The 26,094-nt window shown below is 61.2% G+C and carries 26 protein-coding genes; 12 read left to right on the top strand and 14 right to left on the bottom strand.

What is annotated here, in order from left to right; all coding sequences use genetic code 11:
• Positions 1-223: 223 nt before the first annotated feature.
• Entirely contained in the window at positions 224-1,621 is a 1,398-nt protein-coding gene (locus tag ACTQ4R_RS05425) for an alanine/glycine:cation symporter family protein (protein WP_441626580.1), read from the top strand.
• Positions 1,622-1,670: 49 nt separating this feature from the next.
• Here ACTQ4R_RS05425 and ACTQ4R_RS05420 read toward each other — a convergent pair whose 3' ends face one another.
• From ACTQ4R_RS05420 to murI, 12 genes are all read right to left on the bottom strand, one after another.
• Positions 1,671-2,765 carry a TPM domain-containing protein gene (locus ACTQ4R_RS05420; RefSeq protein ID WP_441626578.1) on the bottom strand — a complete coding sequence of 365 codons (1,095 nt, stop codon included), beginning with the start codon at positions 2,763-2,765 and terminating at the stop codon, positions 1,671-1,673.
• 12 nt (positions 2,766-2,777) lie between these two features.
• On the bottom strand, positions 2,778-3,944 hold the full coding sequence (locus ACTQ4R_RS05415) for a toxic anion resistance protein (RefSeq protein WP_441626576.1): 1,167 nt from the start codon (positions 3,942-3,944) through the stop codon (positions 2,778-2,780).
• 46 nt (positions 3,945-3,990) lie between these two features.
• On the bottom strand, positions 3,991-4,185 hold the full coding sequence (locus ACTQ4R_RS05410; protein WP_441626575.1) for a hypothetical protein: 195 nt from the start codon (positions 4,183-4,185) through the stop codon (positions 3,991-3,993).
• Positions 4,186-4,206: 21 nt separating this feature from the next.
• On the bottom strand, positions 4,207-4,920 hold the full coding sequence (locus ACTQ4R_RS05405) for a 5-bromo-4-chloroindolyl phosphate hydrolysis family protein (protein ID WP_441626573.1): 714 nt from the start codon (positions 4,918-4,920) through the stop codon (positions 4,207-4,209).
• Positions 4,921-5,047: 127 nt separating this feature from the next.
• On the bottom strand, positions 5,048-5,581 hold the full coding sequence (locus tag ACTQ4R_RS05400; RefSeq protein ID WP_441626571.1) for a DUF6512 family protein: 534 nt from the start codon (positions 5,579-5,581) through the stop codon (positions 5,048-5,050).
• Between the two features lie 71 nt (positions 5,582-5,652).
• A complete protein-coding gene (locus ACTQ4R_RS05395; RefSeq protein WP_441626569.1) occupies positions 5,653-6,840 on the bottom strand; it encodes a hypothetical protein in 1,188 nt (395 codons plus the stop codon).
• A gap of 132 nt (positions 6,841-6,972) precedes the next feature.
• A complete protein-coding gene (locus ACTQ4R_RS05390) occupies positions 6,973-7,308 on the bottom strand; it encodes a branched-chain amino acid transporter permease (RefSeq protein ID WP_441626567.1) in 336 nt (111 codons plus the stop codon).
• Complete coding sequence (locus tag ACTQ4R_RS05385; protein WP_441626565.1) at positions 7,299-7,994, bottom strand: AzlC family ABC transporter permease; 696 nt, start codon at positions 7,992-7,994, stop codon at positions 7,299-7,301. The genes ACTQ4R_RS05390 and ACTQ4R_RS05385 overlap by 10 nt, the downstream gene beginning before the upstream one ends.
• 10 nt (positions 7,995-8,004) lie before the next feature.
• Positions 8,005-8,535: a hypothetical protein gene (locus ACTQ4R_RS05380; RefSeq protein ID WP_441626563.1), complete on the bottom strand. Its 531-nt coding sequence runs from the start codon at positions 8,533-8,535 to the stop codon at positions 8,005-8,007.
• Positions 8,536-8,605: 70 nt separating this feature from the next.
• Positions 8,606-10,351, bottom strand: a complete 1,746-nt coding sequence (gene argS / locus ACTQ4R_RS05375; RefSeq protein ID WP_441626561.1) for an arginine--tRNA ligase — start codon at positions 10,349-10,351, stop codon at positions 8,606-8,608.
• 39 nt (positions 10,352-10,390) lie between these two features.
• A complete protein-coding gene (locus tag ACTQ4R_RS05370) occupies positions 10,391-10,834 on the bottom strand; it encodes a DUF1934 domain-containing protein (RefSeq protein ID WP_441626559.1) in 444 nt (147 codons plus the stop codon).
• Positions 10,821-11,636, bottom strand: a complete 816-nt coding sequence (gene murI / locus ACTQ4R_RS05365) for a glutamate racemase (RefSeq protein WP_441626557.1) — start codon at positions 11,634-11,636, stop codon at positions 10,821-10,823. The genes ACTQ4R_RS05370 and murI overlap by 14 nt, the downstream gene beginning before the upstream one ends.
• Positions 11,637-11,837: 201 nt before the next feature.
• Between murI and ACTQ4R_RS05360 the strand changes: the two genes are divergently transcribed.
• Positions 11,838-12,251: a hypothetical protein gene (locus tag ACTQ4R_RS05360; protein WP_441626555.1), complete on the top strand. Its 414-nt coding sequence runs from the start codon at positions 11,838-11,840 to the stop codon at positions 12,249-12,251.
• A gap of 52 nt (positions 12,252-12,303) precedes the next feature.
• Positions 12,304-13,425 (top strand): DUF362 domain-containing protein, encoded by a 1,122-nt coding sequence (locus ACTQ4R_RS05355; RefSeq protein WP_441626553.1) that lies wholly within the window; start codon positions 12,304-12,306, stop codon positions 13,423-13,425.
• A 43-nt stretch (positions 13,426-13,468) separates the two neighbouring features.
• Here ACTQ4R_RS05355 and ACTQ4R_RS05350 read toward each other — a convergent pair whose 3' ends face one another.
• Complete coding sequence (locus ACTQ4R_RS05350; protein ID WP_441626551.1) at positions 13,469-13,645, bottom strand: hypothetical protein; 177 nt, start codon at positions 13,643-13,645, stop codon at positions 13,469-13,471.
• Between the two features lie 147 nt (positions 13,646-13,792).
• Between ACTQ4R_RS05350 and arcC the strand changes: the two genes are divergently transcribed.
• Entirely contained in the window at positions 13,793-14,737 is a 945-nt protein-coding gene (gene arcC, locus ACTQ4R_RS05345) for a carbamate kinase (RefSeq protein WP_441626549.1), read from the top strand.
• A gap of 127 nt (positions 14,738-14,864) precedes the next feature.
• The gene (locus ACTQ4R_RS05340) at positions 14,865-15,623 is read left to right on the top strand and encodes a DUF4358 domain-containing protein (RefSeq protein WP_441626547.1); all 759 of its coding nucleotides are present in this window, start codon (positions 14,865-14,867) and stop codon (positions 15,621-15,623) included.
• Positions 15,624-15,676: 53 nt separating this feature from the next.
• Here ACTQ4R_RS05340 and ACTQ4R_RS05335 read toward each other — a convergent pair whose 3' ends face one another.
• Positions 15,677-16,873: an ATP-grasp domain-containing protein gene (locus tag ACTQ4R_RS05335; protein ID WP_441626545.1), complete on the bottom strand. Its 1,197-nt coding sequence runs from the start codon at positions 16,871-16,873 to the stop codon at positions 15,677-15,679.
• A 145-nt stretch (positions 16,874-17,018) separates the two neighbouring features.
• On the opposite strand from ACTQ4R_RS05335, the gene ACTQ4R_RS05330 reads away from it, so the two are divergent.
• The 7 genes from ACTQ4R_RS05330 to galE all read left to right on the top strand — a co-directional run bounded on the left by ACTQ4R_RS05330 (position 17,019) and on the right by galE (position 26,059).
• Positions 17,019-17,765 (top strand): esterase family protein, encoded by a 747-nt coding sequence (locus tag ACTQ4R_RS05330; protein WP_441626543.1) that lies wholly within the window; start codon positions 17,019-17,021, stop codon positions 17,763-17,765.
• A gap of 237 nt (positions 17,766-18,002) precedes the next feature.
• Positions 18,003-19,202 carry an MFS transporter gene (locus tag ACTQ4R_RS05325; protein WP_441626541.1) on the top strand — a complete coding sequence of 400 codons (1,200 nt, stop codon included), beginning with the start codon at positions 18,003-18,005 and terminating at the stop codon, positions 19,200-19,202.
• 490 nt (positions 19,203-19,692) lie between these two features.
• The gene (locus ACTQ4R_RS05320) at positions 19,693-20,958 is read left to right on the top strand and encodes an ABC transporter substrate-binding protein (RefSeq protein WP_441626539.1); all 1,266 of its coding nucleotides are present in this window, start codon (positions 19,693-19,695) and stop codon (positions 20,956-20,958) included.
• 224 nt (positions 20,959-21,182) lie between these two features.
• A complete protein-coding gene (locus ACTQ4R_RS05315) occupies positions 21,183-22,061 on the top strand; it encodes a carbohydrate ABC transporter permease (RefSeq protein WP_441626537.1) in 879 nt (292 codons plus the stop codon).
• 1 nt (position 22,062) lies between these two features.
• Entirely contained in the window at positions 22,063-22,929 is an 867-nt protein-coding gene (locus ACTQ4R_RS05310; RefSeq protein ID WP_441626535.1) for a carbohydrate ABC transporter permease, read from the top strand.
• Between the two features lie 155 nt (positions 22,930-23,084).
• Positions 23,085-25,046: a phosphotransferase gene (locus ACTQ4R_RS05305; protein WP_441626533.1), complete on the top strand. Its 1,962-nt coding sequence runs from the start codon at positions 23,085-23,087 to the stop codon at positions 25,044-25,046.
• Positions 25,043-26,059: a UDP-glucose 4-epimerase GalE gene (galE, locus tag ACTQ4R_RS05300; RefSeq protein ID WP_441626532.1), complete on the top strand. Its 1,017-nt coding sequence runs from the start codon at positions 25,043-25,045 to the stop codon at positions 26,057-26,059. Before ACTQ4R_RS05305 ends, galE begins: the two co-directional genes overlap by 4 nt.
• Positions 26,060-26,094 lie beyond the last annotated feature (35 nt).

The following is a 26,094-nucleotide window of genomic DNA, read 5'->3' as shown; positions in this document are numbered from 1 at the left end:
GCCAAAATCCCTCCTGTTTGCGCCGCCGCTTGACGGGGCTCCCGCTCTGTCCGTCACAGAAAAACAGGGAAAAGGGAAAAAGAGGTTGAAACCCTGCAGCAGGCATAGTACAATGAAAGAGCATCCGGCGTATTTTTCGCTTTAAAGAAATATAGTCCCCCGCGTATGTCCGCTGCCGGCGGGCGGTTTTCCGCCCCATCACAACATCAGGAGGCTGTTTCTCATGCACTTTATCGTGGACCTCATCTCCGCTGCCTGCGCCTTTCTCTGGGGCGATCTGATCACCATTCCCCTTCCGGGCGGAGGAAGCGTGGGCCTTTCCCTGTTGGTGCTGCTTTTGATCCCCACCGGCATCTATTTCACCGTCCGCACCCGGTTTCTGCCCATCCGCCTGTTCCCCGAAATGCTGCGGGTGACCACTAAGGGCCGCAGCGTCAACGGCAGCGCCATCTCCGGCTGGCAGGCCCTCATCATCTCCACCGCCACCCGGGTGGGCATGGGCAACCTCATTGGCGTGGTGGCTGCCATCTCCGCAGGCGGCGCCGGCGCCGTGTTCTGGATGTGGCTCTCCGCCCTCATCGGCTCCTCCACCGCCTTCATCGAGGCCACTCTGGCCCAGCTCCACAAGGAACCGGACCCTCTTTACGGCGGCTACCGGGGCGGTCCCGCCTATTACATTCACGACTACTTTGCCGGGAAGCGGGGCGGCAAGGCCCGCCGCAGCGTCATCGCCGTGCTGTTCGCCCTGTCCGGCCTCATCTGCTGGTGCGGCATCAGCCAGGTCATCAGCAACTCCGTCACCTCCGCCTTTAAAAACGCCTTCCACATCCCGCCCATTTACACCACGGTGCTGCTGGTGGCTTTGGCGGCTGTCATCGTCCTGCGGAAAAACGCCACCGTGAAGGTTTTAGATGTGCTGGTGCCCATCATGGCCGGCTGCTACTTCTTCATGACCATTTTCCTCATCGTGAAAAACGCCGCCCTGCTGCCTGCGGTGTTCCGGCGGATCTTCCAGGAGGCCTTCGGCCTGCGGCAGGCGGTTGCCGGCGGCTTCGGCGCCGTACTGATGAACGGCGTGAAGCGGGGCCTGTTCTCCAACGAGGCGGGCTCCGGCTCCGCTCCCTGCGCCGCCGCGGCGGCGGATGTGGACCATCCCGCCAAATCCGGCCTGCTCCAGGCCTTCGGCGTATTCATCGACACCATCGTCATCTGCAGCTGCACCGCCATGATCATGCTGCTGACGCCGGAGGAATGGGTAACGGGGCTGCAGGGCATGGACCTTCTGCAGGCGGCCATGGAATACCATCTGGGCTCCTTCGGCGTGGTGTTCATCGCTCTGATCCTGTGGCTGTTCAGCTTCTCCACCTTCATCGGCATCCTGTTCTACGCCCGCTCCAACGTGGCCTACCTCTTCGGGGACAACTGGCTGTCCCAGACAGCCTACAAGGTCCTGGCCCTGGTGATGCTGTTCATCGGCGGCCTGGCCACCTATACCTTCGTGTGGGACCTGGGAGACGTCGGCATCGGTCTGATGACCATTTTCAACATCGCCGTCATCCTGCCCATGTCCCGGGAGGCGCTGGCCTCTCTGCGGGAATATGAGGGGCTGCGAAAAAACTGACAAAAAACCACGGCTCCTGTGAGCCGTGGTTTTTTCATGTCTTGTGGGGTCACCGGCGTCCTCCGCCGAAGCCTCCACCGAAGGAGCCGCCCCCTCCGAAGCCGCCCCGGCTGCCGCCGAAGCCGCCGCCAAAGGAGCCGCCCCCGCCGAAGCTGCCCCGGCTGCCGCCGAAGCCGCCGCCAAAGGAGCCGCCTCCTCCAAAACCGCCCCGGCTGCCGCCGGTGCGAGGATGGGGCGGACGGGACGAGGGACCGCCGCTGGGAGGCCTGGTGCCGCCGCTGGGAGGCCTGGTGCCGCCGCTTCTGGGCGGGCGGGGCGGACGTGGCGGCTTGCGCCGCCGGGGCCGGCCCCAGAACACGGGATAATACCGCCGGGTGGGGATACCCATACCGGGCATCAGAAAACGGCGGCGGTAACGGTTGTAGCGGAGCCGGTCCAGCGCCATCCAGATGAGGAGCAGCACCACCAGCACCAGGATGAGCTGCATCACCACGGAGCCGGTACTGGGCGCCACGGCGCCGGTGGTCTCCGTGTAATATCCGCTGCCGGCGGAGAAATTCTCCCGGACGGCGGGGATGTAGTTTTCCCGGACGGTGACGCCGTACAAGTCCGCGAACCAGTCCATATAGGCCTTCACGGTCTTGCGCACGGCGGCGTCATAGTCACCGGCGGCGAAGTCCTCCTCCATGTAGACATACAGCATGCTGGTCAGCTCATTGCCGTACTTGTACAGCCCATCGCCGCCGGCAATGCCGTAGTTGCCCACCAGGCCATTGTCGGCCAGGTCCTCCAGCGCCAGTACCAGCACCAGGCCGTTGTCCCGCTCCGCGGAGCCCACGCCGTACCGGGCGCCCAGGTTGGCGGCGTAGTCCACGATGTCGGTGCCGTCGGTGCTGTCCACCGTCTGCACCATGATCTGGGCGCCGGTCTGGGCGAACAGGGAGGTGTTCATCTCGTCGATATAGGTCATGGTCTTGTCCGTCAGGACGCCGGCGTAGTCGTAGACATACGTGTAGGTGCCCACCACAGCGGTGGACGCCTGCCCCAGCCCCTCCGGCTTCCGGGCCTGCCCCAGCAGGATGCCGGCCGCAATGGCCAGCACCATGACAGCGGCGGCCACGGAACGTTTTTGGAATACTTTCATAGGCAGTTCCTTTTACTGATGCAGCTCCATCAGCTTCTGCTTCAGCTCGCCCTCGATCTTGCCCAGCTCGGCTTCCGCTTCCCGGCGCTTCTGGGCGCCCTCCCGCTGGATGTTCAGCACCTCGTCCAGGGTGTCGATAAGCTGCTGGTTGGTGTGCTGCAGGGTCTCGATGTCCACCACGCTGCGCTCCGCCTCCCGGGCGGTCTGGATGGTGCCCATCTTCAGCATGTCGGCGTTCTTTTTCAAAAGCTCGTTGGTCATCTCCGTGACGGCGCTCTGGGCGGCGGTGGCCTGGCGGCCGTGCTCCATGCCCAGGGCCAGCACCATCTGGCTCTTCCACAGGGGGATGGTGTTCACCAAAGAGGACTGGATCTTCTCCACCATCAGCGTGTCGTTGTTTTGCAGCAAACGGGTCTGGGGGCCCATCTGGATGGAGATCATCCGCGTCAGCTCCAGGTCGTGGAGCTTTTTATCAAAGCGGTCGCACATCTGGACCATGTCGTTGTACCGCTGGGCGTCCTCCTGGGCGCCGGACTGCTCCGCCTTGGCTTTCAGAGCGGGCAGTTCATTGTCCCGCACGTCCTGGAGGCGCTTTTTGCCCGCCAGGATGTACATGGTCAGCTCCTTGTAGTACTTCAGGTTCAGCTCGTACATCTGGTCGAACATGGCGACATCCTTCAAAAGCGTCACCTGGTGCTGCTCCAGCTCCCGGGCGATCCTGTCCACATTGCTCTCCACCTTGGCGTACTGGGCCTTCATGGTCTCCAGCTTATTGCCGGCCTTCTTGAACCGGCCGAACAGGCCCTTCTTCTCCTCTTCCTCGCCGAAGCCCTTCAGCTCCACCACCAGCTCGGAAAGGGACTTGCCTACCTCCCCCAGGTCCTTGGTGCGGACGGAGGCCAGGGCGCTTTCCGAAAAGCCCGCCACGTTTTTCTGGGCGGCGGCGCCGTACTGCAGGATCATGTTGGAGTCCATGATGTCGATCTTCTTGGAAAACTCCTCCACGGCCTTTTTTTCCGCGTCGTTCAAAAGGCTGTCGTCCATCTGCACGGGAGCGGCCTCCGGCTTGGCAGGCTCGGCGGGAGCGGCCGGGGCATTGGGTTCCAGGGTCAGCTCCGGCACGGCCTCAACGGCGGTCTGGGGTTCCAGCGTCAGCTGGGGAATGTTGTTCTCGCTCATTGCGTTTCCCTCCATTTATCTGAATCATTCGATCATAAAGCCGTAATCAATGGGCCGAGCGGATGGCGCGGGCGGCCGACAGCACGGCGCCAGCCAGCCACAAAAGCCCCACGATGCAGTCGAACAGGTATACCGTGGGCCGGGAGGCGATCAGTCCGATATACAGCCACCGCAGGGCGCAGGCCAGGCAGATCAGCAGCAGCGCCACATTGGTGAGGACCTTTTTCATCCGTTCACTCATGTTCTTCTCTCCTTATTTTTCTTACAGTTCCAGCTTGATGTCCGTGCCTTCAGGCGGAATGCTCTCCGCCTTCAGCGGCCCGTCTGTAAGGCCCTCCCGGGCCATCATGGTCTCCAGCACAGTGATGTCCGTGGAGATGTCCAGGGCGTCGGCGCCGTACAGGCTGTCCAGCTGCTTTTCAAAGGCCGCCACGATGTTGCGCATCATGCCCTCCACCTTGGAAAGCGTGGCATCGATATTCTCGCCGGAAACGCCGGTGCCGCTCATGCGGTCGTAGGCGTTGAGCAGCTTCAGCGTGGTGGGCAGGTAGTAGTCCATGAACTTGCGGATCTGAGGAAGCTTTTTGGGGTCCCGCTTCACCTCGTCGAAAATTTTCTGGGACACCTGCTCCAGCCGCACGATGTCGGCGGAGATGCCCGGGTCGGCAATGTTGTCATCCAGGCGCTTCATCTCGGCGATGGCCAGACGGCCGTCCTTAAGCATCTTGTCCACCTCCGGGTCTCCGGTGGTCTCCTCCTTTGGCTTGGCCTCCTCCTTTTTGGCGGCGCTCTCCGTGCCGCCGATGGCGCCGCCGCTGCGGCACAGGGCGTTCACCGCGAAAAACACCCCCACGGACGCCGCCGCCACCAGCAGGTAGTGGGTCACGGCGTACAGGGGAAACAGGGCGCCCCACACCAGCCACAATACCGCCACCGCGTAAAAAGGCGCCACGCTTTTGCGGGCAGTCGTCTCCATAAGCGGACCTCCTTTGCCCAAAACTCATAATAGAGTTATTATACCCCCCGCCGCCGGTCCCGGTCAAGGCGGCGGACCTGTAAAATGACTGTGAACGGAAAAACCGGCGGCCAAAGCCGCCGGTTTTTTACGGGATGCCGAATGTGCCCGCCGCCATGTCCCGCCACAGGTCCAGGTGAGGCGGACGGAACGTGCACCATACAAACAAAAAGGCCAGGGCCCACAGCACGCCCAGGCCCAACACCTGCGCCCACCCGCCGGTGAGCCGTCCCCGCCGCAGCAGGCGGAAATCCAGCCAGAAAAGGCCCAGGTCCGCCGCCAAAAACACCAGAATATCCGCCCACAGCACATGGGTCCCCACGACGCCGGTGTAGGTGTAGTACAGCACCGGCACCAGCGCCGCGCCCGCCAGCACTGACAAGGCCCGGACCGCCAGGAAGTTGGGGTAGTTGCGGCCCAGAAAGCACACCTGCCCCACAGACCAGAAAAACACCGGGAAAAACAGCAGCTTCATGTGCTCCCACACGGATTCGTTGACGGAGGAAAAAGCCGCCGCCAGCAGATTCCCCCCGCTCCAGGCAAAGGTGAAATGCAATGCCGTTCCCAGTGCCGCCGTAAACAAAAAGCCCCCCAGCTCCCACAGTGCCAGCCGCCTGCGCATGTAACCAGCCTCCTTGACAAAGAACCGCGGCCCGAAGGCCGCGGTCCCAGTGTATGCGGTGACTGGAAATTTTATACACACAGATATTGGTCGTATTCTCCCAGAGCCTCCGCCAGGTCCTCCAGTGTCCACGGCCAGGACTCCTTGGTGCTCTCCGCGCAATCTGCCAGCAAACGGCAAAGCTCCCGGACCTCGTCCTCCGTCCGCCCGTCCAGCAGCGCCGGCAGGGCCGACAGCTCCCTTTCGGAACAGCTGAGAATGTAAAAGGGCAGCAGCCAGTCGTGGGTGGAGCCCTCCGTCAGGAAAAAAGCGTCCGTCAGCTGCTCCAGAGAGGCGCTGTCCAGGCTGCCAAGGGGCAGCTCCACGGAGTAGCCGCCGGTGCCTCTGTCAGCGATGTACCAGTTCCCCGACGCGTTTTTCTTCACCAGCGCCGCCTTGCCCCAGCCGTAATAGCCGTCCCCGTCCGGCTCGTCCAGGCCGGCGCCGGCCTGCCAGTAGCCGCCGCCCTCTCCCATTGGGTCCGCCAGCTTCACCCGCAGGCCCAGGCCGCAGCAGAAATTCTCCGGCTGTCCCTTATACCAGTCGTACACATTGCTGCCACCGAAGCACGCATCCTCCGGCTTCCAGGTGACCCAGTCGGGGACAGTGCAGTAGTTAGCCGCCACCTGCTCCCCCAGAGCCTCCGCCGCCTCCTCCGGGGAAAGGGCGCCGTCCGCCGTCACGTCCCACACCCGGGCGCTGACGGCGTCTTCGGCGATGATGGCCAGTAGGCGGCAGAGCTTGCCCTCATAGGGCTCTCCCTCCCGCCAGTTCACGGCGCTGGCATAGCTGACCGCCCCGCCGCCCCGCTGCCAGCGGACCAGGTCGCTGTCAGACCGGCACTGGATGGTGGTCTGGCTGTCGGCGTCCGCCAGAGTGAACAGCGTTCCCCCGCCGGCAGGCAGGGCCTCCCAGTCCCCCGCCTCCGCCGGGGACCAGTCGTAGGAGATGGCAAACAGGTTCTCCCGGCCCTCCACATTCCAGGCGTTGTCCGGAGTGATGTCCAGGGTGGTGACGGTGCCGTCCGTCTCCTCCACGGACACCAAAAACGTCAGATCCTCCGTGATGGCGGCATAGGCTCCGGCACAGTCCGCCGCCAGGGCCTGGCCCGCATCGGCCTGGGGTGCCGGGTCCTTCTCCGGCGCCGGGCCTGTTTGTTTTTTTCCGCAGCCGGCCAGCAGGACCGCCGCCAGCAAAAGGCAGGTAAAAACGCGTTTCATGGCAAACATCCTCCTGTTGGTTGATGGCACCAGAATACCGGCTTTCCCTGGAAAATTCCCAACAATTCCAAGACAAATCGTAACGATTTGGATACAAAACGCCGGGGAGGCAGCAGCCTCCCCGGCGTTCTTTCACACGAATACCGCCTGCACCAGCAGCATGTACAGCGCCGTGCCGCCGGCAATGGAAAGAAGCACGTTTCCCCTCCAGCGGTGCAGCACCGCCACCGCCGCGATGGCCAGCAGTTCCGGCGCGCCGTGGGGCACCGCCGTCCAGGCAACGCCCTTCAGACAGTACACCACCAAAAGGCCCGTCATGGCCGCCGGCAGCACCCGGCCCAGGTACAGCACCGCCGCCGGCGGGTCTTTTTTCTCCGGGAACAGCCAGAAAGGCAGCCAGCGGGTCAACTGCGTGCCCGCCGCCACCGCCAGGATCATGATGACAGTTTGAAACGATGTCAGGCACAAAGACGCTTCCTCCCTCCCAATAGTACCGCCAAAATCAAAACCATAGCGGGGATGACCAGCTTGTCCGGTCCGAACACCGCCAGGCTCACCGCGGCGCAGCCAATGCCGATGAGGCCCGAGGGCCGGTTCTCCGGCTTTTTCCACTGCTCCAAAAACAGAACCACAAACAGCGCTGTCAGCGCGAAATCCAGGCCGGTGGTATCAAAGGTGATAAACCTTCCCAAAAGGCCGCCCAAAGCCGTGCCGCCCACCCAGTACAGGTAATCCAGCAGGGTGATCCAGAAATAGAAATCCTTCCGCGCCACGCCCTCCGGCGGCTCCAGGGTGGACACCAGGGAAAACGTCTCGTCGCACAGGGCAAAGACCATGAAAAAGCGGGCCCCGCCCAGGCCCTTGTACTTGTTCAGCAGCGAAAGGCCGTAAAATATGTGGCGGGCGTTGACCATGAGGGCCAGCAAAAATGCCTGCAGGGGATCAAAGGCCGTCACCAGCAGGGTGATGGCCACATACTGCATACTGCCGCCGAAGCCGATGGCGCTCATGAGGGTGGACCACAGGGGCCCGTAGCCGTTGGTCCGCATGAGGATGCCGTAGGCGATGCTCAAGGTCAAAAAGCCCGTCATCACCGGCACCGTGGCGGGAAAGGCGGCCCTAACCGCCGCCCGGCGGCGCTTTACCGTTTCCATGGGCGGTCCCTCACGCCGGGAACTGGGCGTTGGGGCATTTTTCCCGCAAAAACGCCAGGAACTCCTCCTGGCCGCAGGCGGTTCCGTCCCGGAAAAAGCCCTGCTTGTCCGCCCGGACCACCACGCCGCCCTCAAAGATGAGGGCCAGCCAGGCCCCCGTGTCCCGAACCTCCCGGACCTGGCCGCAGGCCTTTTCCGCCAGGACCTGGCCGTCGTCCTCCACGGTGATGCCGTCCCCGTCGAAGCGGAGGACCCGCTTCCACTCCCCGGGCTTTCCGGCCCTAAGGCGGCGGAACTGCCGCCGGGCCAGCATGGCGTCATAGCCGAACAGCCGGAAAGCCACGCCTGCCAGCAGCAGGGCGTACAGCAGGGAATACGTGCCGTTTCCGTCCGCGAAGGCCATCACCAGCATGACGGCGCAGGCCGCCAGCAGCACAGTCAGCAGCAGGGGAAAGCGGCGGCGGGACTTGCCCAGCAGCACCGGGTGCACCGTCCAGTCCACATAAATCTTCTCCGTAATGGTATAGCGGTTTTCAAACATTTCCATCGGTCTCCTGTAACGTATGGTTTTGAAAAACAGAGCCGCGCCTGCGCGGCGCGGCTCTGTCGGTTTACATCTTTTCCGGGGCGTCCACGCCGATGAGCTTGAGGCCGTTGCGCAGCACCACGCGGGTGTCGTCCGCCAGCTTCAGCCGGGCCGCCTGGACCGCGGGCTCCTCACCCTTGATGCGGCAGGCGTTGTAGAAGCGATGGAAGCAGCCGGCCAGCTCCTGGAGGTAGCGGTTGATGTGGCTGGGGTCATAGTCCCGGGCCGCCAGCCGGATCTCCTCGCAGAACTGGGAGATCTGCTTGATGAGGGCGGTCTCCGTCTCGCCGGAGAGCAGGGACATGTCCACCTGGCTCTGAGGCGCCACGGTAACGCCCTCCGCCTCCATGGCCCGCAGCAGCGAGCAGATGCGGGCGTGGGCATACTCCACGTAGTAGATGGGGTTCTCGCTGTCCTCCCGGACGGCAAGGCCTAAGTCAAAGTCCATCTGGGTGTCGGGCTTGGCGTTGAAGTACCACCGGGCTGCGTCCACGGACACCTCGTCCAGCAGGTCGGAGAGGCTGATGGCCTTGCCGGTGCGCTTGCTCATGCGGACCACCTCGCCGTCCCGCAGCAGCTTCACCAGCTGCATGAGGACGATGTCAAGCTTTTCGCTGCCGTTCAGGCCCAGGGCGTCCAGGGCACCCTTCAGACGGGCCACGTGGCCGTGGTGGTCGGCGCCCCAGACGTTGATGACCTTGTCAAAGCCCCGGACGGCGAACTTGTTGCGGTGGTAGGCGATGTCCGCGGCGAAGTAGGTGTAAAAGCCGTTGGCCCGGCGCAGGACGTCGTCCTTCAAATCCAGCTTCTCGATGTCCTTTTCCTTCTTGCCGGCCTTGAGCAGGTTCTCCCGCATGATGTCGGCGGTGCGCAGCCACAGCGCGCCGTCCTTTTCATAGGTCCAGCCACGCTCCGTCAAAAGCGCCACGGTCTCGGCCACGTAGCCGCTTTCATGAAGGGTGGACTCATAGAACCAGTTGTCGTAGCTGATCTTGTACCGCTGGAGGTCCGTTTTCATCTTGGGCAGGTTCACGCTGAGGCCGTACTGGGCCAGCTCCGCCTGCCGCTCCCCGGCAGGGACATTCAAAAGCTTTTCGCCATTGGCGTCATAATAGGCCTGGGCCAGGTCCCGGATGTCGCCGCCCTGGTAGCCGTCCTCCGGGAAGGGCACGTTCTCCTCCCCCTGGATGAGCTGGAGGTAGCGGGCCTCGATGGAGTGGGCGAACTTATCGATCTGGTGGCCGGCGTCGTTGACGTAGAACTCCCGCGTCACGTCGGCGCCGCAGGCGGTGAGCACGGAGGCCAGGGTATCGCCCAGGACGCCGCCCCGGGCGTTGCCCATGTGCATGGGGCCGGTGGGGTTGGCGGAGACAAATTCCACCATGATCTTCTTTCCCCGCAGGCCGTCGTTGGTGCCGTAGTCAGCGCCCTCGGACTCCACGGCCTCCATGACCCCGGCGTACCAGCTGGGGTTCAAGCGGAAGTTCAAAAAGCCGGGGCCGGCGATTTCGGCGGAGGCAAAGTAGGTGCCCTCCAGCTGCATATGGTCCAACAGGGCCTGGGCAATGTTCCGGGGAGGCTGCCGCAGCGCCTTGGAAGCGGCCAGGGCAAAGGTGGTGGTGAAGTCGCCGTTGGCGGTATCCTTGGGGATCTCCACCGGGGCGGTCTTGACCTCCGCCCGGGGCAGCGTGCCGTCGGCCACCGCCGCCTCATAGGCGGCCATGGCCAGGGACGCCGCCTGGTCTTTCGCGTTCTGGATCATGTTGATCATATCTTCAAACCTCTTTTGTGAATTTGTTTTCGTTGTCAGTCAGTATTTCCGCCGCACCCGGATCTTAAAGCAGTTCCGGCCTGTTACCGTGTGCTCCACGGCGATGGAGTACTTGATCTCCATAAGACCGCCCCGCTCCGTCAGGTTGTGCTTGAGAACGCTGGTCTGAATGTCCACGGACAGCTCCCCGAAGGGAGTCTCGTACAAGGATGTGTGCTGCCGGCCCTCTTCAAACACCATCTGGGAGTTGACGGTGCCGGACCGGGTCAAAATGACCTGGGGGCCCTGGATCTGAAAGCTGGTGGTGGTGCCCTCCATGCCGGTGAGGGCCGTTTCCTCATAGGCAAGGACCATGCCGTTCTCCGTCAGAGTCATGGTCCCCTCGGTCATCAGCTCCGTGGCGTCGGGGTCGATGCCGTCAAAATACTGCTCGCCCCGGATGGACAGCATCACCGGCAGCTTTTCCTGTTCAATACTGGTCAATGTCGATCCTCCGTGCCGTGTGGCGCAAATCCTCCTGCAAAAATACCGACGCGATGCGCTCAAAATCCTCCGGGCGGTCGCTGACGTAAAACTCCGCCTCTCCCCGGCGGCTCTCGTCCGTCCGCAGGCCGTTTGCCTTCAGCATCCGCTTCAACTCAAACGCCGACTCCTCCCCCGCGGACACCAGCGTCACCTCCGGTCCCATGACGGCGCTGATGATGTCCGTCAGCAGCGGGTAGTGGGTGCAGCCCAGGATGAGGGTGTCGATGCCGGTGGCCTTCAGCGGCTCCAGATACTCCCGGGCCACGGTCTCGATGACCACATCTCCCGGACGGAAGCGGCCGTTTTCCACCAGGGGCACAAACAGCGGGCAGGGCAGGCACTGCACCTCCACCTCCGGGTCCAGGCGGCGGAGGGTGGCCTCGTAGGCGCCGGAGCGGACGGAGGCCAGCGTGGCGATCATGCCGACTTTTTTGTTTTTCGTCACCAGCAGGGCCCGGCGGCAGGTGGGCTCCACCACGCCCACAATGGGCAGGTCATTTTCCCTTTGCAGGGTGTCCAGGGATGTGGTGGACACGGTGCCGCAGGCGATGAGAATGGCCTTGAGGTCAAAGGATCTCAGAAAGCGCACATCCTGCCGGGCGTATTTCAGCAGCGTCTCCTTGGACCGGCCGCCGTAGGGCACCCGGGCGGTGTCGCCGAAATAGATGAGGTCCTCCTCCGGCAGGATCTGGCGCAGGGAACGCACCGCCGTCAATCCCCCCAGGCCGGAATCGAACACACCGATGGGTCGCATATCCATAGCTTTTTCGAACTCCTTATGGAAATCCGGGCTTCGTTTCACCCGGTCAGCATCCGAGTTATATATTATACTATGTACCGATATTTGCCGCAAGACAGATTTTAGTCTTTTTACCCTGTTTTTTGTATGGAATTTTGTCTGCGGCTTTGTTATAATCATACCATTGTAAAAATTTTTGAGCAACTGGGAGGTGTCTGCCCAATGAAGATCGAATTGACGGAGCAGCAGTACCGCTATCTGCTGGATCTGGTGTACATAGGAAACTGGGTGATGAACTCTACCCGGGAAGATGACCGCATCAAGGAATACGACCAGGTGGAAAGCCTGGTTTTCTCCCACTGTCTGGACCACAAAATGAGCAAGCTGGTGGAACTGTACCGGGGCGAGCTGATCCCCTCCCGGGCCTTTGCCGACGGCGGCATCCACGAGGCCATCGAAAACTACGAGGACGTGGTGTTCTACGAGATTCTGGCGGAGGAGCTGGCCCTGCGGGACATGGACGGCGAGCCCCTGACCCGGGAGAACTACACCCAGCTGATGGACCGCATCGACGCGTACCTGTCCGAATTTGACCGCCACGGCACGGACAACATCAGCGTGGATTTGGACGAGTGACCCCATGGCGGCGGACAGCCGCTTTTGACTACAAAGAAAAAGGAGTTTCATCATGGCTGAACAAGCAAAGGTGTATTTCGCGGATTTCCGCTGCCCCAGCTGGCGGGAGAACCTGCCTCAGAAGCTGGCCCGCCTCATCATGACCGCCGGCTTCGGCGACCTGGACCTGGAGGACAAATATGTGGCCATCAAAATGCACTTCGGCGAGCCCGGCAACCTGGCCTACCTCCGGCCCAACTGGGCCAAGGTGGTGGCGGACCTGGTGAAGGCCCAGGGCGGCAAGCCCTTCCTCACGGACTGCAACACCCTGTATGTGGGCGGGCGGAAAAACGCCCTGGACCACATTGAATCCGCCTACGTCAACGGCTTCACCCCCTATTCCACCGGCTGCCACATCCTCATCGCCGACGGCTTGAAGGGCAACGACGAGGTATCCGTTCCCGTGGAGGGCGGCGAGTATGTGAAGGAGGCCAAGATCGGCCGGGCCGTCATGGACGCGGACGTGTTCATCTCCTTGACCCATTTCAAGGGCCACGAGCAGGCCGGCATGGGCGGCACGCTGAAAAACATCGGCATGGGCTGCGGCTCCCGGGCCGGCAAAATGGAGATGCACAACTCCGGCAAGCCCTTTGTCAAGCAGAAAAAGTGCGTCGGCTGCCGGGCCTGCGCCAAGATCTGCGCCCACGGCGCCCCCCAGTTCGGTGAGGACGGCAAGGCCACCATCGATACGGCCAAGTGCGTGGGCTGCGCCCGGTGCCTGGCCATCTGCCCCAAGGACGCCATCGCCTCCCGGGACGACGAGGCCCCCGCCATCCTCAACAAAAAGATCGCCGAGTACACCAAGGCCGTGGTGGACGGCCGTCCCTGCTTCCACATCTCCCTGGTCATGGACATTTCCCCCAACTGCGACTGCCACGGAGAAAATGACGCCCCCATCGCCCCCAATGTGGGCATGTTCGCCTCCTTTGACCCCGTGGCCCTGGATCAGGCCTGTGCCGATGCCGTCATCGCCCAGCCTGCCATGCCCGGCTCCGTGCTGTATGACGAGGGGTATGACTGCAATTGCGGCGACCTGCTCTGCGCCGCCCATCCGGACACCGACTGGCGGGTCTGCCTGGAGCACGCGGAGAAGCTGGGATTGGGCACCCGGAGCTATCAGCTCATCAAGATCTGAGACCATAAAAAAAGAAGGACTTCCGTCGGGAAGTCCTTCTTTTTTATGTGTGTTCACTGAAACAGGTAACCGCTGTTTTGCAGGTCCTCCATGTAGTGGAGGAAGTGGCTATGGTCCCGGAAGTCGCACTGGTCATAGCCCTCACGGCGTGGAAGGACGCGATCTTCTGGTCCCGGTCCAGCCAGACGGTCCAGACCTGGGTCTCGGCGGCAGCGATCATGGCAGTCTCCTCCCCCGCGTTTTATCTCTGCCTATATTATGTAAGCTTCTCCGCCGGACCGGACAGGTCCGGAAAATTTTCTCCGCATAAAGCGCCCTTGTCCGCAGACACTAAAGCCGATCTTGAAGCAAGGAGTGGAACATGCATATGCCGGAGAGAATCGTGATCGCCCTGGGCGGCAACGCCCTGCAGTCCAGAGACAGCGCCCCCACCGCCGAGGCCCAGCTGGAGGTGGTGAAGCGCACCAGCGAATTCATCGCCCAGATCAGCCAGCGGGGCTACGAGATGGCGGTGGTCCACGGCAACGGCCCCCAGGTGGGCCGCATCGTGCTGGCCAGTGAGACCGCCAAGGACGTGGTGCCCCCCATGCCCTTTGACGTGTGCGGCGCCATGAGCCAGGGCTATATCGGATACCACATCCAGCAGGCCCTGAAATACGCCCTGAACAAGCGAAACCGCAATTACCCGGTGGTGTCCCTCACCACCCAGGTGGTGGTGGACCGCCGGGACCCCGCCTTCCAGACCCCCACCAAGCCCATCGGCGCCTTTTACACGGAGGCTGAGGCCCGGCAGCTGGAGCGGGAAAAGGGCTACACCATGAAGGAGGACGCTGGCCGGGGCTGGCGGCGGGTGGTCCCCTCTCCCCTGCCCCGCCGCATCGTGGAGATTGGCGCCGTGCGGCTTTTGTGGGACCACGCCATCGTCATCACCTGCGGCGGAGGCGGCGTGCCGGTGGTGGAGAATCCCGACGGCACCCTGGAGGGCGTGGCCGCCGTCATCGACAAGGACTTCGCCGCGGAGCTGCTGGCGGAGGAGGTGGGGGCCGACGCCCTGCTCATTTTGACAGAGGTGGAGAAGGTGGCCATCCACTTCGGCCAGCCGGGCCAGCAGGACCTGGACCACTTGAGCCTGGCGGAGGCCGCCCGCTATGTCCGGGAGGGTCACTTCGGTGCCGGCAGCATGCTGCCCAAGGTGGAGGCCGCCATGAAATTCGTCCGGGCCAACCCCGGCAAAAAGGCCATCATCACCAGTCTGGACAAGGCCCTGGAGGCCCTGGACGGCAAGACCGGCACCGTGGTCACCTTCGCTTGAGCCACCCAAAATTTCTGCCTGCGGCGGCAGGCAGAAATTTTTTTGCAGTTTCCTCTTTTCATCGGGAACTTTTTCGTGTATCCTGCGTCTGTTAGGATGAACGTACTTCATACATAAGGAGAGTATCATGAAAACAAAGATCCTTGCCCTGCTGCTGGCATTGAGCCTGCTGGCCACCCTGTCCGCCTGCGGAAAGAAGGAAGCCCCGGATACGGCGGAGGAAACGGAGACCGTGGAGCCCGTCCATCCGGAGGAAGAACCCGAAACCCCTCCGGAGGAGGAGCCTGCTGAGGAGGAGCCCGCCGAAGCGGAGGAAGCTCCCGCTGAAACGCCGGAAAACGGCCGGGAGAGCGTCAGTCAGCCTGCCGAAAAGCCCGCTTCCAAGCCTGTGGAAAAACCCGTGGAGAAGCCCGCCCAAAAGCCTGTGGAAAAGCCTGCCGAAAAAACCGCGGAAAAGCCCGCCGAGCAGCCTGCCGCCAGCGTGGACCTCACCGCCTTTTATGAATCCCTGGCGGCAAACAGCACCAACATGCCCGCCATGATGCAGGCGGACGGAGAGACTCTGGATGCCTTCTACACCGGCCTGGGTGACATCAAGACCCGCCAGTGCGGCGTGTACATGGCCATGATCTCCGCGGCCGTGGGCGAGATCGCCCTGGTGGAGGTGGAAAACGCCGCCGACGTGCAGGCGGTGAAGGACATTTTCCAGGCCCGCATCAACTACCAGGTGGGCGATGACGCCAATCCCGGCGCCGCCTGGTATCCCGCCAGCATCGAGGGCTGGAAGAACAACTCCCGCATTGTCTCCAACGGAAATTACGTCATGATGGTGGCCCTGGAGGGCGCCGATGACGTGGTGGCCGCCTTCAACGCCCTGTTCGCGTAACAGCAAATGCCCCGGCACCGCGAAACGCGGCGCCGGGGCGTTTTTCATTCCAGTCAATCCTCCGCCAGGGCGAAGGCGGTGCGGACGAAGTCGTCCACCTCCTCCAGAGTGTCGAAGCAGGCGATGGCCACCTGGTTTCCCATGGTGCCCGCCAGGGCGTCCGGCATGCGGGTGAAGAGCTTTGCGTGGCTGCCGCAGCGCTCCTGGAGCTGGGGCAGGCTCAGCCGGTAGTGGTTCTCGTCCCGGCGGCCGGCGTAGATGCAGTAGGTGTGTGGGCCGTCATAGGTGTGGCGCAGCTCATCAAAGGCCACCATGTCCGCCCAGATCTGGTACACGTCGGCGCTCTGGCTGAAATTCAGCATATCCGGCGTAAAGCCGCCGGCGGGGCGCATGTTGACCTCCAGGGCCACGATGTCCCCCCGCTTGCCGAGGCCCTCCTTGCCCTCCGTCAGCCGGAAGAACTCCAGGTGGAAAAAGCGGCTGGCGGCGCCGAAGGCCTTCAGCGTGGCCTTGCCCGCCGCCTCCACGTCGGCGGGGACCTCCTTGTCCACGTAGTAATACGTGGGCACGCCCTCATTCACCATGTCCATGATGGAGTTGCGGGTGATGTGGCTGGCGGCGAAGAGCACCTCCCCGCGGGAGTCGCACACGCCGTCGTAGGTGGTGACCACGCCGGTGACGTATTCCTCCATGAGGTAGGGCACCGGCGGCAGATCATTGAAAAAGGCCACGGTGTCCTCGTCGCTTTGCAGCTTCCAGGTGGCGATGGCGCCCACGCCGTTGTCCGGCTTCACGATGACGGGATAGCCCACCTCATGGGTGAAGGCCAGAGCGTCGTCCAGGGTGGTGACGGGGCAGCACCGGGCGCAGGGGATGCCCGCCTTGCGGTAATACTCCTTCATGGCGAACTTGCTCTTGTACTTTTCGATCTCGTGGGACTTCAAGCCGGTGGTGATGTTGAAGTCCGTCCGCAGCCGGGCGTCCAGCTCCAGCCAGTATTCGTTGTTGCTCTCCACCCAGTCGATCTTGCCGTACTGGCCGGTGAAGTACCCCACAGCCCGCAGCACCTGGTCATAATTTTCCAGGCTGTCCACCCGGTAATACTCTGTCAGCGCCCGCTTCAGATCCGGGTGCAGTCCCTCATAGGGACAGTCGCCCACGCCCAGCACGTTGACGCCGTTTTCCTTCAGCCGGATGCAGAACCAGCGGTACGCCTCCGGAAAGTTCGGAGAAATAAAGACAAAGTTCAAAGTGAGCCCTCCCTGTTTATCACTTTATAGTATTGAATTATAGGCTCTTGCCGCCGCGATTGCAAGAGGAATTTCCAAGAGCCGCTTTATCTTGCCGCCACGTCCTTTTTATGGTAGGATACTGTCAGCAAAGGAGGAACTGCCCATGCACACGGAATATCACAAGGAATACAGTCCCCGCCTGGGCCGGGATATGGAATTTAAGGTCTACGGCCACGGCGGAAAGCCGGTTTTGGTCTTTCCCTGCCAGAACGGCCGCTTCTATGACTGGGAGGGCTTCGGCATGCTGGACACGCTGGAAGACTATCTGGAGGGCGGCAAGCTCCAGCTGTTCACCGTGGACACCATCGACGCCGAGACCGTTTCTTTGGTGGACGGCGACCCGTACACCAGGGTCCGCCGCCACGAGGCCTGGTACAACTACATCATGGAGGAGCTGCTGCCCCGCATCCGCCAGATCAACGGCACCGGACAGGACCTGCTGGTCACCGGCTTTTCCATGGGTGCCTATCACGCCGGCAACTTTTTCTTCCGCCGCCCGGACGTGTTCGACAGCGTCATCGCCCTGTCCGGCGTCTACGACACCCACGACATGTACAATGGCTACATGGACGAGGTGGTCTACGTCAACGACCCCTGCGCCAGCCTCTCCGGCATGCCGGAGGACCATCCGTACATCCAGCTGTATAACCAGCGCAAGATCATGATCTGCGTAGGCCAGGGCGCCTGGGAGGACCTGCTGCTGGCCGGCACCCGCCGCCTGGACGAGGTGCTCCGCCGCAAGGGCATCCGCGCCTGGGTGGATTACTGGGGTTTGGACGTGAACCACGACTGGCCCTGGTGGAAAAAGCAGATCCGCTATTTCCTGCCCAACGTGGTGGGGCAGCCTTGAACCGCGGCGAAAATTTCACCAGACAAAAGCAGCTTGCCCCGCAAGCTGCTTTTTGCGCGGTCCGGGTCATATTTCCCGTTTTTTTCGTGGTGCAGCCGATCAAAACCGCTATTCCGGGAAAGGCTGTCAAAGCGCGTCGTTTTTGCGAACGAATCAGGCAATGCGCAAAATACTTTGCAAACAGCAAAAAACAAGTATACCGGGAAGCGAGAATCTTTCCTTACGGGGTGGAATACAGTGACTGGAACCAAAAATTTAACGCCGCGCTTCAGCTTGCAGCAGATGCTCTATTGGGCGCTTTACGCGGGCCCCATCAGCTTCGCGGCGGCGTATCTTCTGGACAAGGGCTTCCGGCCGGCCCAGGTGGGTGTTGTTCTGGCCTGCGCCAACTTCGGCTCCTGCCTGCTGCAGCCGGTGCTGGCCAGCTATGCCGACCGGGCCAGACGGCCGGTTTTGCCGGGACTTTTGACGGCGCTGGCGGCGCTGAGCTTCTGCAGCTTCGCGGCCATGCAGCTGCTGTCTCCGCCGCTGCCGGTTTTTGCGGCGCTCTATCTGCTGGGGGTCCTGTCCTTTGACGTGATGGTCCCTCTTTTGAATTCCCTCAGCGTCTATTACAGTCTGCGCAATTACACCATCAACTACGGCATCGGGCGCGGCATCGGCTCTCTGGCGTTTTCAGCCGCCGCCTTGGCAGTGGGGCACATCATGGAATGGGCCGGCGCGGACTGGATGCCGCGTATAGAGCTGGTGCTTTTGGTGCTGTTCATTCTGGTCACACTGGGCTATCCCAAGGCGGACGGTACTCCTCCGGCGGCGGGCGGCAGGCAGAAACGAAGGAGCGGCTGTTCTCTCGGTGTCTTTTTTCTGCGGTACAAATGGTACAATCTCTCCTTGCTGGGCGTGCTGTTCCTGGCCATGTTCCACGCAATGACGGAGAATTATCTGACCGAGATCGTGCGGCGGCTGGGCGGCGGCAGCGGCAGTGTGGGCGTTGCCCTTTTTGTGGCGACGCTGGCGGAGGCGCCGGTGCTGTTCTGCTTCAGCCGCATCCACGGCCGGTTTTCCAGCGGCACGCTTTTGAAGATCTCCGGCGTGATGTTCACGCTGAAAGCAGTGCTGTTTCTGGCCGCGGACAGTATTCCCGCCATCTATTGCATTGAGGCGCTCCAGCTGGTCACTTACGCGCTCCTTTCGCCGGTGCAGGTGTATTACGCCCGGGAGCGGGTTTCACCGGAGGATATGGTCAAGGGACAGTCCATGGCCACCGCTTCTTACGCGCTGGGCTGCGCCCTGGGCAATCTGACCGGCGGCCAGCTGATCGGCGCCTTGGGCGTCACGGCGATGCTGGCGGCGGGCGTTGCCATGGCGGCGGCAGGAACGCTGATCCTGTTTCTGACCCTGGGACGAAGAGACCGCCTGCCGGAAGAAAGCGCATAAGGTCCCCTGCCGGCCGGCGGCGGAAACGGAAAAATGAAAAGCGCTTCCTTTTTATACCATACTTGCACAATTTTGAGTGGTGGCTTCAAAAAAGGTTCCGCCAAATTGTGGAATCCGTTAAGAAAATTTGTGGAAATCTCCCCTAAAAGTAAATAAACGTCGAACGATACCGCACATCAGCGGCTTTTCCCGGAAACGCGGACAACGTCACAAAAGAAGAGAAATTCGCCAATTTTGCAAGTTCCCCTGTGTCGACTTGCAAAATCAAAAGGGGAACGGAGGGAGAAAACGTGCGGAAGCTCTGAAAAACTGGAAATCGCGCAGTTGCAGAAAGGCGCAAGAAAGTCTGGCGTCCGAGAGCATCTTGCACAAAAATTTAAGGATTAAGCTTTCCCTATTGACGAAAACCACCAAAGAGGACTATAATTTGAGCACAAGGATCTTGCAAAATAGACTTGCAGAACCGATTTAATTGAGGAGGATGTTTGAAATGAAGAAATTTGTCGCGTTGCTGCTGGCGCTGGTCATGGCGTGCAGTCTGGCTGCCTGCGGCGGTTCCAGCACCCCCGCCACTCCCGCCAGCTCCGACAGCAGTTCCGCCGGGAGCGAGACCGTGGAACTGAATGTGATCGCTGCCCAGTACGGTCAAAACACCAACGCCTGGTGGGATAACTTTGTCAAGGAATTCAAGTCTGCGTATCCCAACATCGACTTGACTGTGGAGGTCGTCTCCTGGAACGACATCTATACCAAGGTCAACACCCGCATCGCCAACGGCCAGGCGCCCGACATCCTGAACATCGACGTTTTCGCCGACTACCAGGCTGACGGCCTGCTCCTGCCCGCCAAGGACTTTGTCTCCGAGGAGACCTATGCCAAGATGTATCCCGCCTTCCTGGAGCAGTCCAATGTGGACGGCACCATCTGGGCCATTCCCGACCTGGCTTCCGCCCGCGCCATGTACTACAACGCTGACATTCTGGAGGCTGCCGGCGTGGAAGTTCCCACCACCTGGGAGGAGCTGACTGCGGCCTGCGAGGCCATCAAGGCCTATGATTCCAGCATCTATCCCTGGGGCATTGATATGACCACCGACGAGGGACAGGCAGCCTTCGCGTACTACACCTGGAACAACGGCGGCGGCTTCGTGGACGCCAACGGCGAGTGGGCTTTGAACAGCGCCGAAAACGTTGAGGCGATCGAGTACGCCATCGGCCTGGTGAACGCCGGCTATACCAACACCGACCCCGCCAACGACACCCGCTATGCCCTGCAGGATATGTTCGGCGCCGGCCAGGTCGCCATGATGATCGCCCCCAACAGCCTGCCTACTTACGTGGCCGACGGCGGCTATGAGGTCAACTACGGCGTGGCCGCCATTCCCACCAACACCGGCTCTTCCGTCTCCGCCGGCGTGATGGACCGCTTCATGTGCTTCGACAACGGCTATTCCGACGCCGAGATGGAAGCCATCAAGACCTTCTTCGATTACTTTTATGAGGACGAGCGCTACTCCGCATGGGTCGAGATGGAGGGCTTCCTGCCCGCTACCTCCACCGGCGGCGAGATCCTGGCTGCCGCTGACGAGAGCATGGCCGCGTGGGTCGACATCGTTGGCTCCAGCAACTTCTATCCCACCGCCAAGGCTGAGTGGGCCGATGTGAAGCAGGGCGTCATCAATGTGGAGCAGCAGGCTCTGCTGGGCGGCAACGTTCAGGAGCTGCTGGACGCGCTGCAATCTGAGATCGCCGGATAAGCCGAAGGGTACGTTCCCTTCCATCAGTTAAGCAAAGACACGACCATGGGCCGGGCTGTAATGGCCCGGCCCATTTTTTTCCGCAAAGGACCTCCCGCCTGGCAGGCGGAAACAGGGAGCCGCGCAGTCTATTTCAAAGTGCTGCCCGCTTCCGCACTTTGAAATGGATTGCGGCGCGACAGGAAAGCATACCGCTCTGTTCAATTTTTTAAGGGGGTGTATCCGTGAAAAAGAAATGGAGAACCGTAGAACCCTATATTTGGATTCTGCCCAGCATTATCCTAATGGCGCTTTTTATCATTCTGCCCATCTTCTATGTGTTTAAGATGTCTGTCAGCGAGGTCAGTAAGGCAGGCTTGATCAAGGGCTTCGCGGGTCTTGCCAATTTTACCAAGGTTCTGAAAGGCGCGGCCTTTGGGCTGGTGCTGAAGAACACCGTCATCTGGACAGTGGCCGTCGTGGGCCTGTCCACGCTTTTGGGCTTTATCCTGGCGATGATCCTGAACAACAAATTCCATGGCCGTAAAATCGCCCGCGCCATCGTGGTGTTCCCCTGGGCCACCACCCTGGTCATCCAGGCAAGCGCGTGGAACTTCATCATCAACACCGACTACGGCACGCTGAATACGCTGCTGCTCCGTCTGGGGATCATCGATCATGCCGTCAACTGGACGCCCACCGCCGGCGCTTACTTTGCCTGGGAGATCGCCTGCGGTATCTTCGTGACCATTCCCTTTGTCACCTTTACCGTGTTGTCCGGCCTCCAGAGCATCGACAGCTCCTATTACGAAGCCGCCACTGTGGACGGCGCCAACTTTTGGCAGAAGCTGTCCAATATCACCATTCCGCTGGTGCGTCCATCCTTGACGGTGGCCACTGTGCTGAACATCATCTATGTCTTTAACTCCTTCCCCATCATCTGGACCATGACCAAGGGCGATCCGGCCAACCACACCGACACACTGGTGACATACCTCTATAAGCTGGCCTTCTACAACGGCAAGCAGGGTGAGGCCGCCGCGGTCTCCGTCATCGGCTTTTTGATCCTGCTGGTCTGCGCCAGCGTCTATATGGTCAGCACGCTGCGAAAGGAGGACAAGTGATATGAGTACTCCCAACGCCATTGGCAAGAAGCCGGTATCGGTGAAAAAGACGATCCTGCGGCTGCTGTTGTATTTTGTTGTCCTGGATGTCTGCGTCATTACGCTCTACCCTTATTTCGCCATGCTCTGCACCGCCTTGAAGAGCCGTGCCGAGATCTTCTCCATGGAGGGCACGATCCTGCCTGTCCATGCCCTGTGGTCCAACTTCATTGACATCTGGAAAAAGGCCCCCATGGGGCGGTACATGCTCAACTCCGTCCTGATCGCCGGCGGCTCCACGCTGATCGCCATGATCTGCGGCATTCCGGCGGCCTATGCGCTGGCCCGGATGGATTTCAAGGGGCAGACTGCTTTCCTCGGCTTCATCATTGTTTCCCAGATGTTTGCCCCGGTGGTCCTGCTGATCGGTATCTACAAGGTCATGATGGTGCTGCATATGACTGACAGCATCATTGGCTTGATCTTCTTGAACGCGGCATTCAACCAGGCCTTTACCATCTGGCTGCTGCGGGGCACGTTCTTGAGCATCTCGCCCGAAATGGAGCAGGCCGCCAAAATCGACGGGTGCAACAAGCTCCAGGCCATGTTCCGGGTGCTGCTGCCCGTGGCCGCCCCCGGCATCGTCACCACGTTGATCTTTATCTTCATCAACGCCTGGAACGAGTATACCGTGGCGCTGACCTTGATCGCCACCGATACATACAAGCCGCTGACCGTCGGCATCAACATCTTCAACGGCTACAATATGATCGAATGGCAGTGCCTGTTCGCCGCATCCCTGTTCGCCATCATTCCCGTGGTCATCCTCTTTATGTGCATTGAAAAGAACCTGGTCAGCGGCCTGGCTTCCGGCGGCGTGAAGGGATAATAGGCCCATCTTTCAGAAGTGAAGTGATTATGATGCGTTCTGCGGATGCAAAAGCAAAAATCAGTATCAGCGACAACGAATGGCTGGATGGCTATACGCCTCCCTGCAATGACTGATGAGGAACAAAATTTGATACTACAAAGGAGCAGTATACAATGAGAGAACCTGTATTGGTCATTATGGCTGCCGGAATGGGTTCCCGTTTCGGCGGATTGAAGCAGATCACCCCAGTCGACGATCAAGGTCATATTATCATTGACTATTCCCTGTATGACGCGTGGAAGGCCGGCTTCCGCAAGGTGGTATTCATCATCAAGCATGAAATTGAAGCGGATTTCAAAAAGGCCGTGGGCAGCCGCATGGAGGAATTCTTCGATGTGCGGTATGTGTTCCAGGAGGTAGACAAGCTCCCCGAGGGCTTTTCCGTGCCGGAGGGCCGGACAAAGCCCTGGGGCACCGCCCATGCCATCGCCTGCGCGAAGGATGCCATCGACGGTCCCTTTGCTGTTTTGAACGCGGACGACTATTACGGCACCACCGCCATCAAGACCATCTACGACTTCCTCAAGGAGGAGCGCCGGCCCAACGAGCACGCCATGGTGGGCTACCTGGTGCGCAATACGGTCACGGAAAACGGCTACGTTTCCCGCGGCGTGTGCACGGTGGAAGACGGCTTTTTGAAAACCGTGACCGAGCGCACCCACATTGAAAAGCGGGGCGGCGACGCCGCCTATACCGAGGACGGAGCGCACTATGTGGACCTGCCCGGCGACACCGTGGTATCCATGAACCTCTGGGGCTTCCAGCAGGAGCTGCTGGAGCAGTTCGTGGACGGATTCCCCGCCTTTTTGGAGGAAAACCTGCCTAAGAACCCCTTGAAATGCGAGTACTTCCTGCCCTCCGTGGCCAATGCCCAGATCCAGAAGGGCCTGGGCACCATCCGCGTTCTGCCCACGGAGGATGTGTGGTATGGCGTGACCTATTCCGAGGACCTGCTGTCCGTGAAGAACGCCATCCAGACCATGAAGGACCAGAAGATCTATCCCCAGGAGCTGTGGATGCAGCCCTCCGCCGCCTATCACTTCCCGCTGGAGGGTGCGCCCTTCTCCCTGGAGCGCTATGGCTGCGGCCACATCAATCAGACGTATCTGCTGGTCACCACCTCCGGCCGCCGCTATATTCTCCAGCGCATCAGCGACGCCTTTGACGTGCCCGCCTTGATGAAGAACATCGAGGCCGTGACGAAGTTCACGGCGGAGCACACCAGCGACCCCCGAGGCGCCATGAAGCTGGTGCCTACTCTGGACGGAAAGAGCTATTACCAGGACGGGACCGGCTGCTACCGCGTCTACGATTTCGTGGAGGACAGCATCTGCCTCCAGGCGGCGGAGACGCCGGAGGACTTCTATGAGAGCGCCGTGGCCTTCGGCTCCTTCCAGCAGCTTCTCTCCCAGTTCCCGGCGGAGACCCTCAGCGAGCCTATCCCCAACTTCCACAACACCATTGACCGCTACCGCATCTTCCATGAGACGCTGGACAAGGACCCCTGCGGCCGGGCCAAGGACGCCCAGCCGGAGATCGCGTTCGCGCTGGCCCGGGAGCAGGAGGCCGGCACCCTCCAGCGGATGCGGGAAACTGGCGAGCTGCCCCTGCGGGTGACCCACAACGACACCAAGCTGAACAACGTCATGCTGGACGAAAAGACCCGGAAGGCGCTGTGCGTCATTGACCTGGACACGGTCATGCCGGGTCTGAGCGTCTATGACTTCGGTGACTCCATCCGTTTCGGCGCGGCTACCGCCGCGGAGGATGAGACGGACCTGGGGAAAATGACCATCGACCTGGAGCTGTTCCGCATTTACACCCGGGGCTTTTTGGAGGCCTGCCCCGGCTTGACGGATAAGGAGATCGAAATGCTGCCCATGGGCGCCAAGACCATGACCTTGGAGTGCGGCGTCCGCTTCCTGACGGATTACCTGGACGGCGACCACTATTTTGCCGTGCACCGGGAAGCCCACAACTTGATCCGCTGCCGTACGCAGTTCAAGCTGGTTTCTGAGATGGAGGCCAAGTGGGAGCAGCTGGTGCAGATCGTAAAGGAGGAAGCCGCAAGATGACGATTTTGGTAACAGGCGGTATGGGCTATATCGGCAGCCACACCTGTGTGGAGCTGCTGAACCGGGGGCTGGATGTCGTCATCGTGGACAACCTGGTCAACTCCAGTTCCGAGTCCATGAAGCGCGTCCAGGCCATCACGGGCAAGACGCCTGTGTTCTATGACCTGGACGTTCGGGACGAGGAGAAGCTCTCCCGGGTCTTCGAGGAGCATCCCATCGACTGCGCCATCCACTTTGCCGGGCTAAAAGCAGTGGGTGAGAGCGTGGCAAAGCCCATGCTCTATTATGACAATAACCTAAACTCCACCATCACCCTTTGCCGGGTCATGGAGAAGTACGGTGTCAAGCGCTTGATCTTCTCCTCCTCCGCCACCGTTTACTCCGGAGACAACGAAATGCCTTTAACGGAGGACTCCAAAACCGGCAACTGCACGAACCCCTATGGCTGGACCAAGTATTTCGGCGAGCAGATCCTCCGCGACCTGGCGAAGGCCGACCGGTCGTGGAGCGTGGTGCTGCTGCGCTACTTTAATCCGGTGGGCGCCCATGAAAGCGGCACCATCGGCGAGGACCCCAAGGGCATCCCCAACAATCTGATGCCCTTTATCTCCCAGGTGGCCGTGGGCCGCAGGGACCATCTCTCCGTGTTCGGCGACGACTATCCCACGCCCGACGGCACCGGCGTGCGGGACTATATCCATGTGGTGGATCTGGCCCGGGGCCATGTGGCGGCTATCGACTATCTGATGAGCCATACCGGCTCGGAGGTGTTCAACCTGGGTACCGGCACCGGATACAGCGTGCTGGACATGGTCCACGCCTTTGAGGAGGCCAACGGCGTCAAGATCCCCTACGAGATCACCCCCCGCCGCCCCGGTGACCTCCCCACCTGCTACGCGGACCCGAAAAAGAGTGCGGAGGTGCTGGGCTGGAAGGCGGAGCGTACACTGGTGGACATGTGCCGGGACAGCTTCCGCTGGCAGAGCCAGAACCCTAACGGCTACGAAAAATAACAGCATTTACCGCGCACGGTAAAAATCAAACACCT

Origin of the sequence: Dysosmobacter sp. Sow4_B12, assembly GCF_052116665.1 — a bacterium.
Lineage (GTDB): Bacteria > Bacillota > Clostridia > Oscillospirales > Oscillospiraceae > Oscillibacter.
The sequence above is the reverse complement of the archived record's forward strand: the minus strand, read 5'-3'. Positions and strand labels throughout refer to the sequence as shown.

Coding starts and splice junctions, on each gene's coding strand:
- ACTQ4R_RS05425 (WP_441626580.1), top strand. CDS start 224: ATGCACTTTATCGTGGACCTCATCTCCGCTGCCTGCGCCTTTCTCTGG.
- ACTQ4R_RS05420 (WP_441626578.1), bottom strand. CDS start 2,765: ATGAAAGTATTCCAAAAACGTTCCGTGGCCGCCGCTGTCATGGTGCTG.
- ACTQ4R_RS05415 (WP_441626576.1), bottom strand. CDS start 3,944: ATGAGCGAGAACAACATTCCCCAGCTGACGCTGGAACCCCAGACCGCC.
- ACTQ4R_RS05410 (WP_441626575.1), bottom strand. CDS start 4,185: ATGAGTGAACGGATGAAAAAGGTCCTCACCAATGTGGCGCTGCTGCTG.
- ACTQ4R_RS05405 (WP_441626573.1), bottom strand. CDS start 4,920: ATGGAGACGACTGCCCGCAAAAGCGTGGCGCCTTTTTACGCGGTGGCG.
- ACTQ4R_RS05400 (WP_441626571.1), bottom strand. CDS start 5,581: ATGCGCAGGCGGCTGGCACTGTGGGAGCTGGGGGGCTTTTTGTTTACG.
- ACTQ4R_RS05395 (WP_441626569.1), bottom strand. CDS start 6,840: ATGAAACGCGTTTTTACCTGCCTTTTGCTGGCGGCGGTCCTGCTGGCC.
- ACTQ4R_RS05385 (WP_441626565.1), bottom strand. CDS start 7,994: ATGGAAACGGTAAAGCGCCGCCGGGCGGCGGTTAGGGCCGCCTTTCCC.
- ACTQ4R_RS05380 (WP_441626563.1), bottom strand. CDS start 8,535: ATGTTTGAAAACCGCTATACCATTACGGAGAAGATTTATGTGGACTGG.
- argS (WP_441626561.1), bottom strand. CDS start 10,351: ATGATCAACATGATCCAGAACGCGAAAGACCAGGCGGCGTCCCTGGCC.
- murI (WP_441626557.1), bottom strand. CDS start 11,636: ATGGATATGCGACCCATCGGTGTGTTCGATTCCGGCCTGGGGGGATTG.
- ACTQ4R_RS05360 (WP_441626555.1), top strand. CDS start 11,838: ATGAAGATCGAATTGACGGAGCAGCAGTACCGCTATCTGCTGGATCTG.
- ACTQ4R_RS05355 (WP_441626553.1), top strand. CDS start 12,304: ATGGCTGAACAAGCAAAGGTGTATTTCGCGGATTTCCGCTGCCCCAGC.
- ACTQ4R_RS05350 (WP_441626551.1), bottom strand. CDS start 13,645: ATGATCGCTGCCGCCGAGACCCAGGTCTGGACCGTCTGGCTGGACCGG.
- arcC (WP_441626549.1), top strand. CDS start 13,793: ATGCCGGAGAGAATCGTGATCGCCCTGGGCGGCAACGCCCTGCAGTCC.
- ACTQ4R_RS05340 (WP_441626547.1), top strand. CDS start 14,865: ATGAAAACAAAGATCCTTGCCCTGCTGCTGGCATTGAGCCTGCTGGCC.
- ACTQ4R_RS05330 (WP_441626543.1), top strand. CDS start 17,019: ATGCACACGGAATATCACAAGGAATACAGTCCCCGCCTGGGCCGGGAT.
- ACTQ4R_RS05320 (WP_441626539.1), top strand. CDS start 19,693: ATGAAGAAATTTGTCGCGTTGCTGCTGGCGCTGGTCATGGCGTGCAGT.
- ACTQ4R_RS05310 (WP_441626535.1), top strand. CDS start 22,063: ATGAGTACTCCCAACGCCATTGGCAAGAAGCCGGTATCGGTGAAAAAG.
- ACTQ4R_RS05305 (WP_441626533.1), top strand. CDS start 23,085: ATGAGAGAACCTGTATTGGTCATTATGGCTGCCGGAATGGGTTCCCGT.
- galE (WP_441626532.1), top strand. CDS start 25,043: ATGACGATTTTGGTAACAGGCGGTATGGGCTATATCGGCAGCCACACC.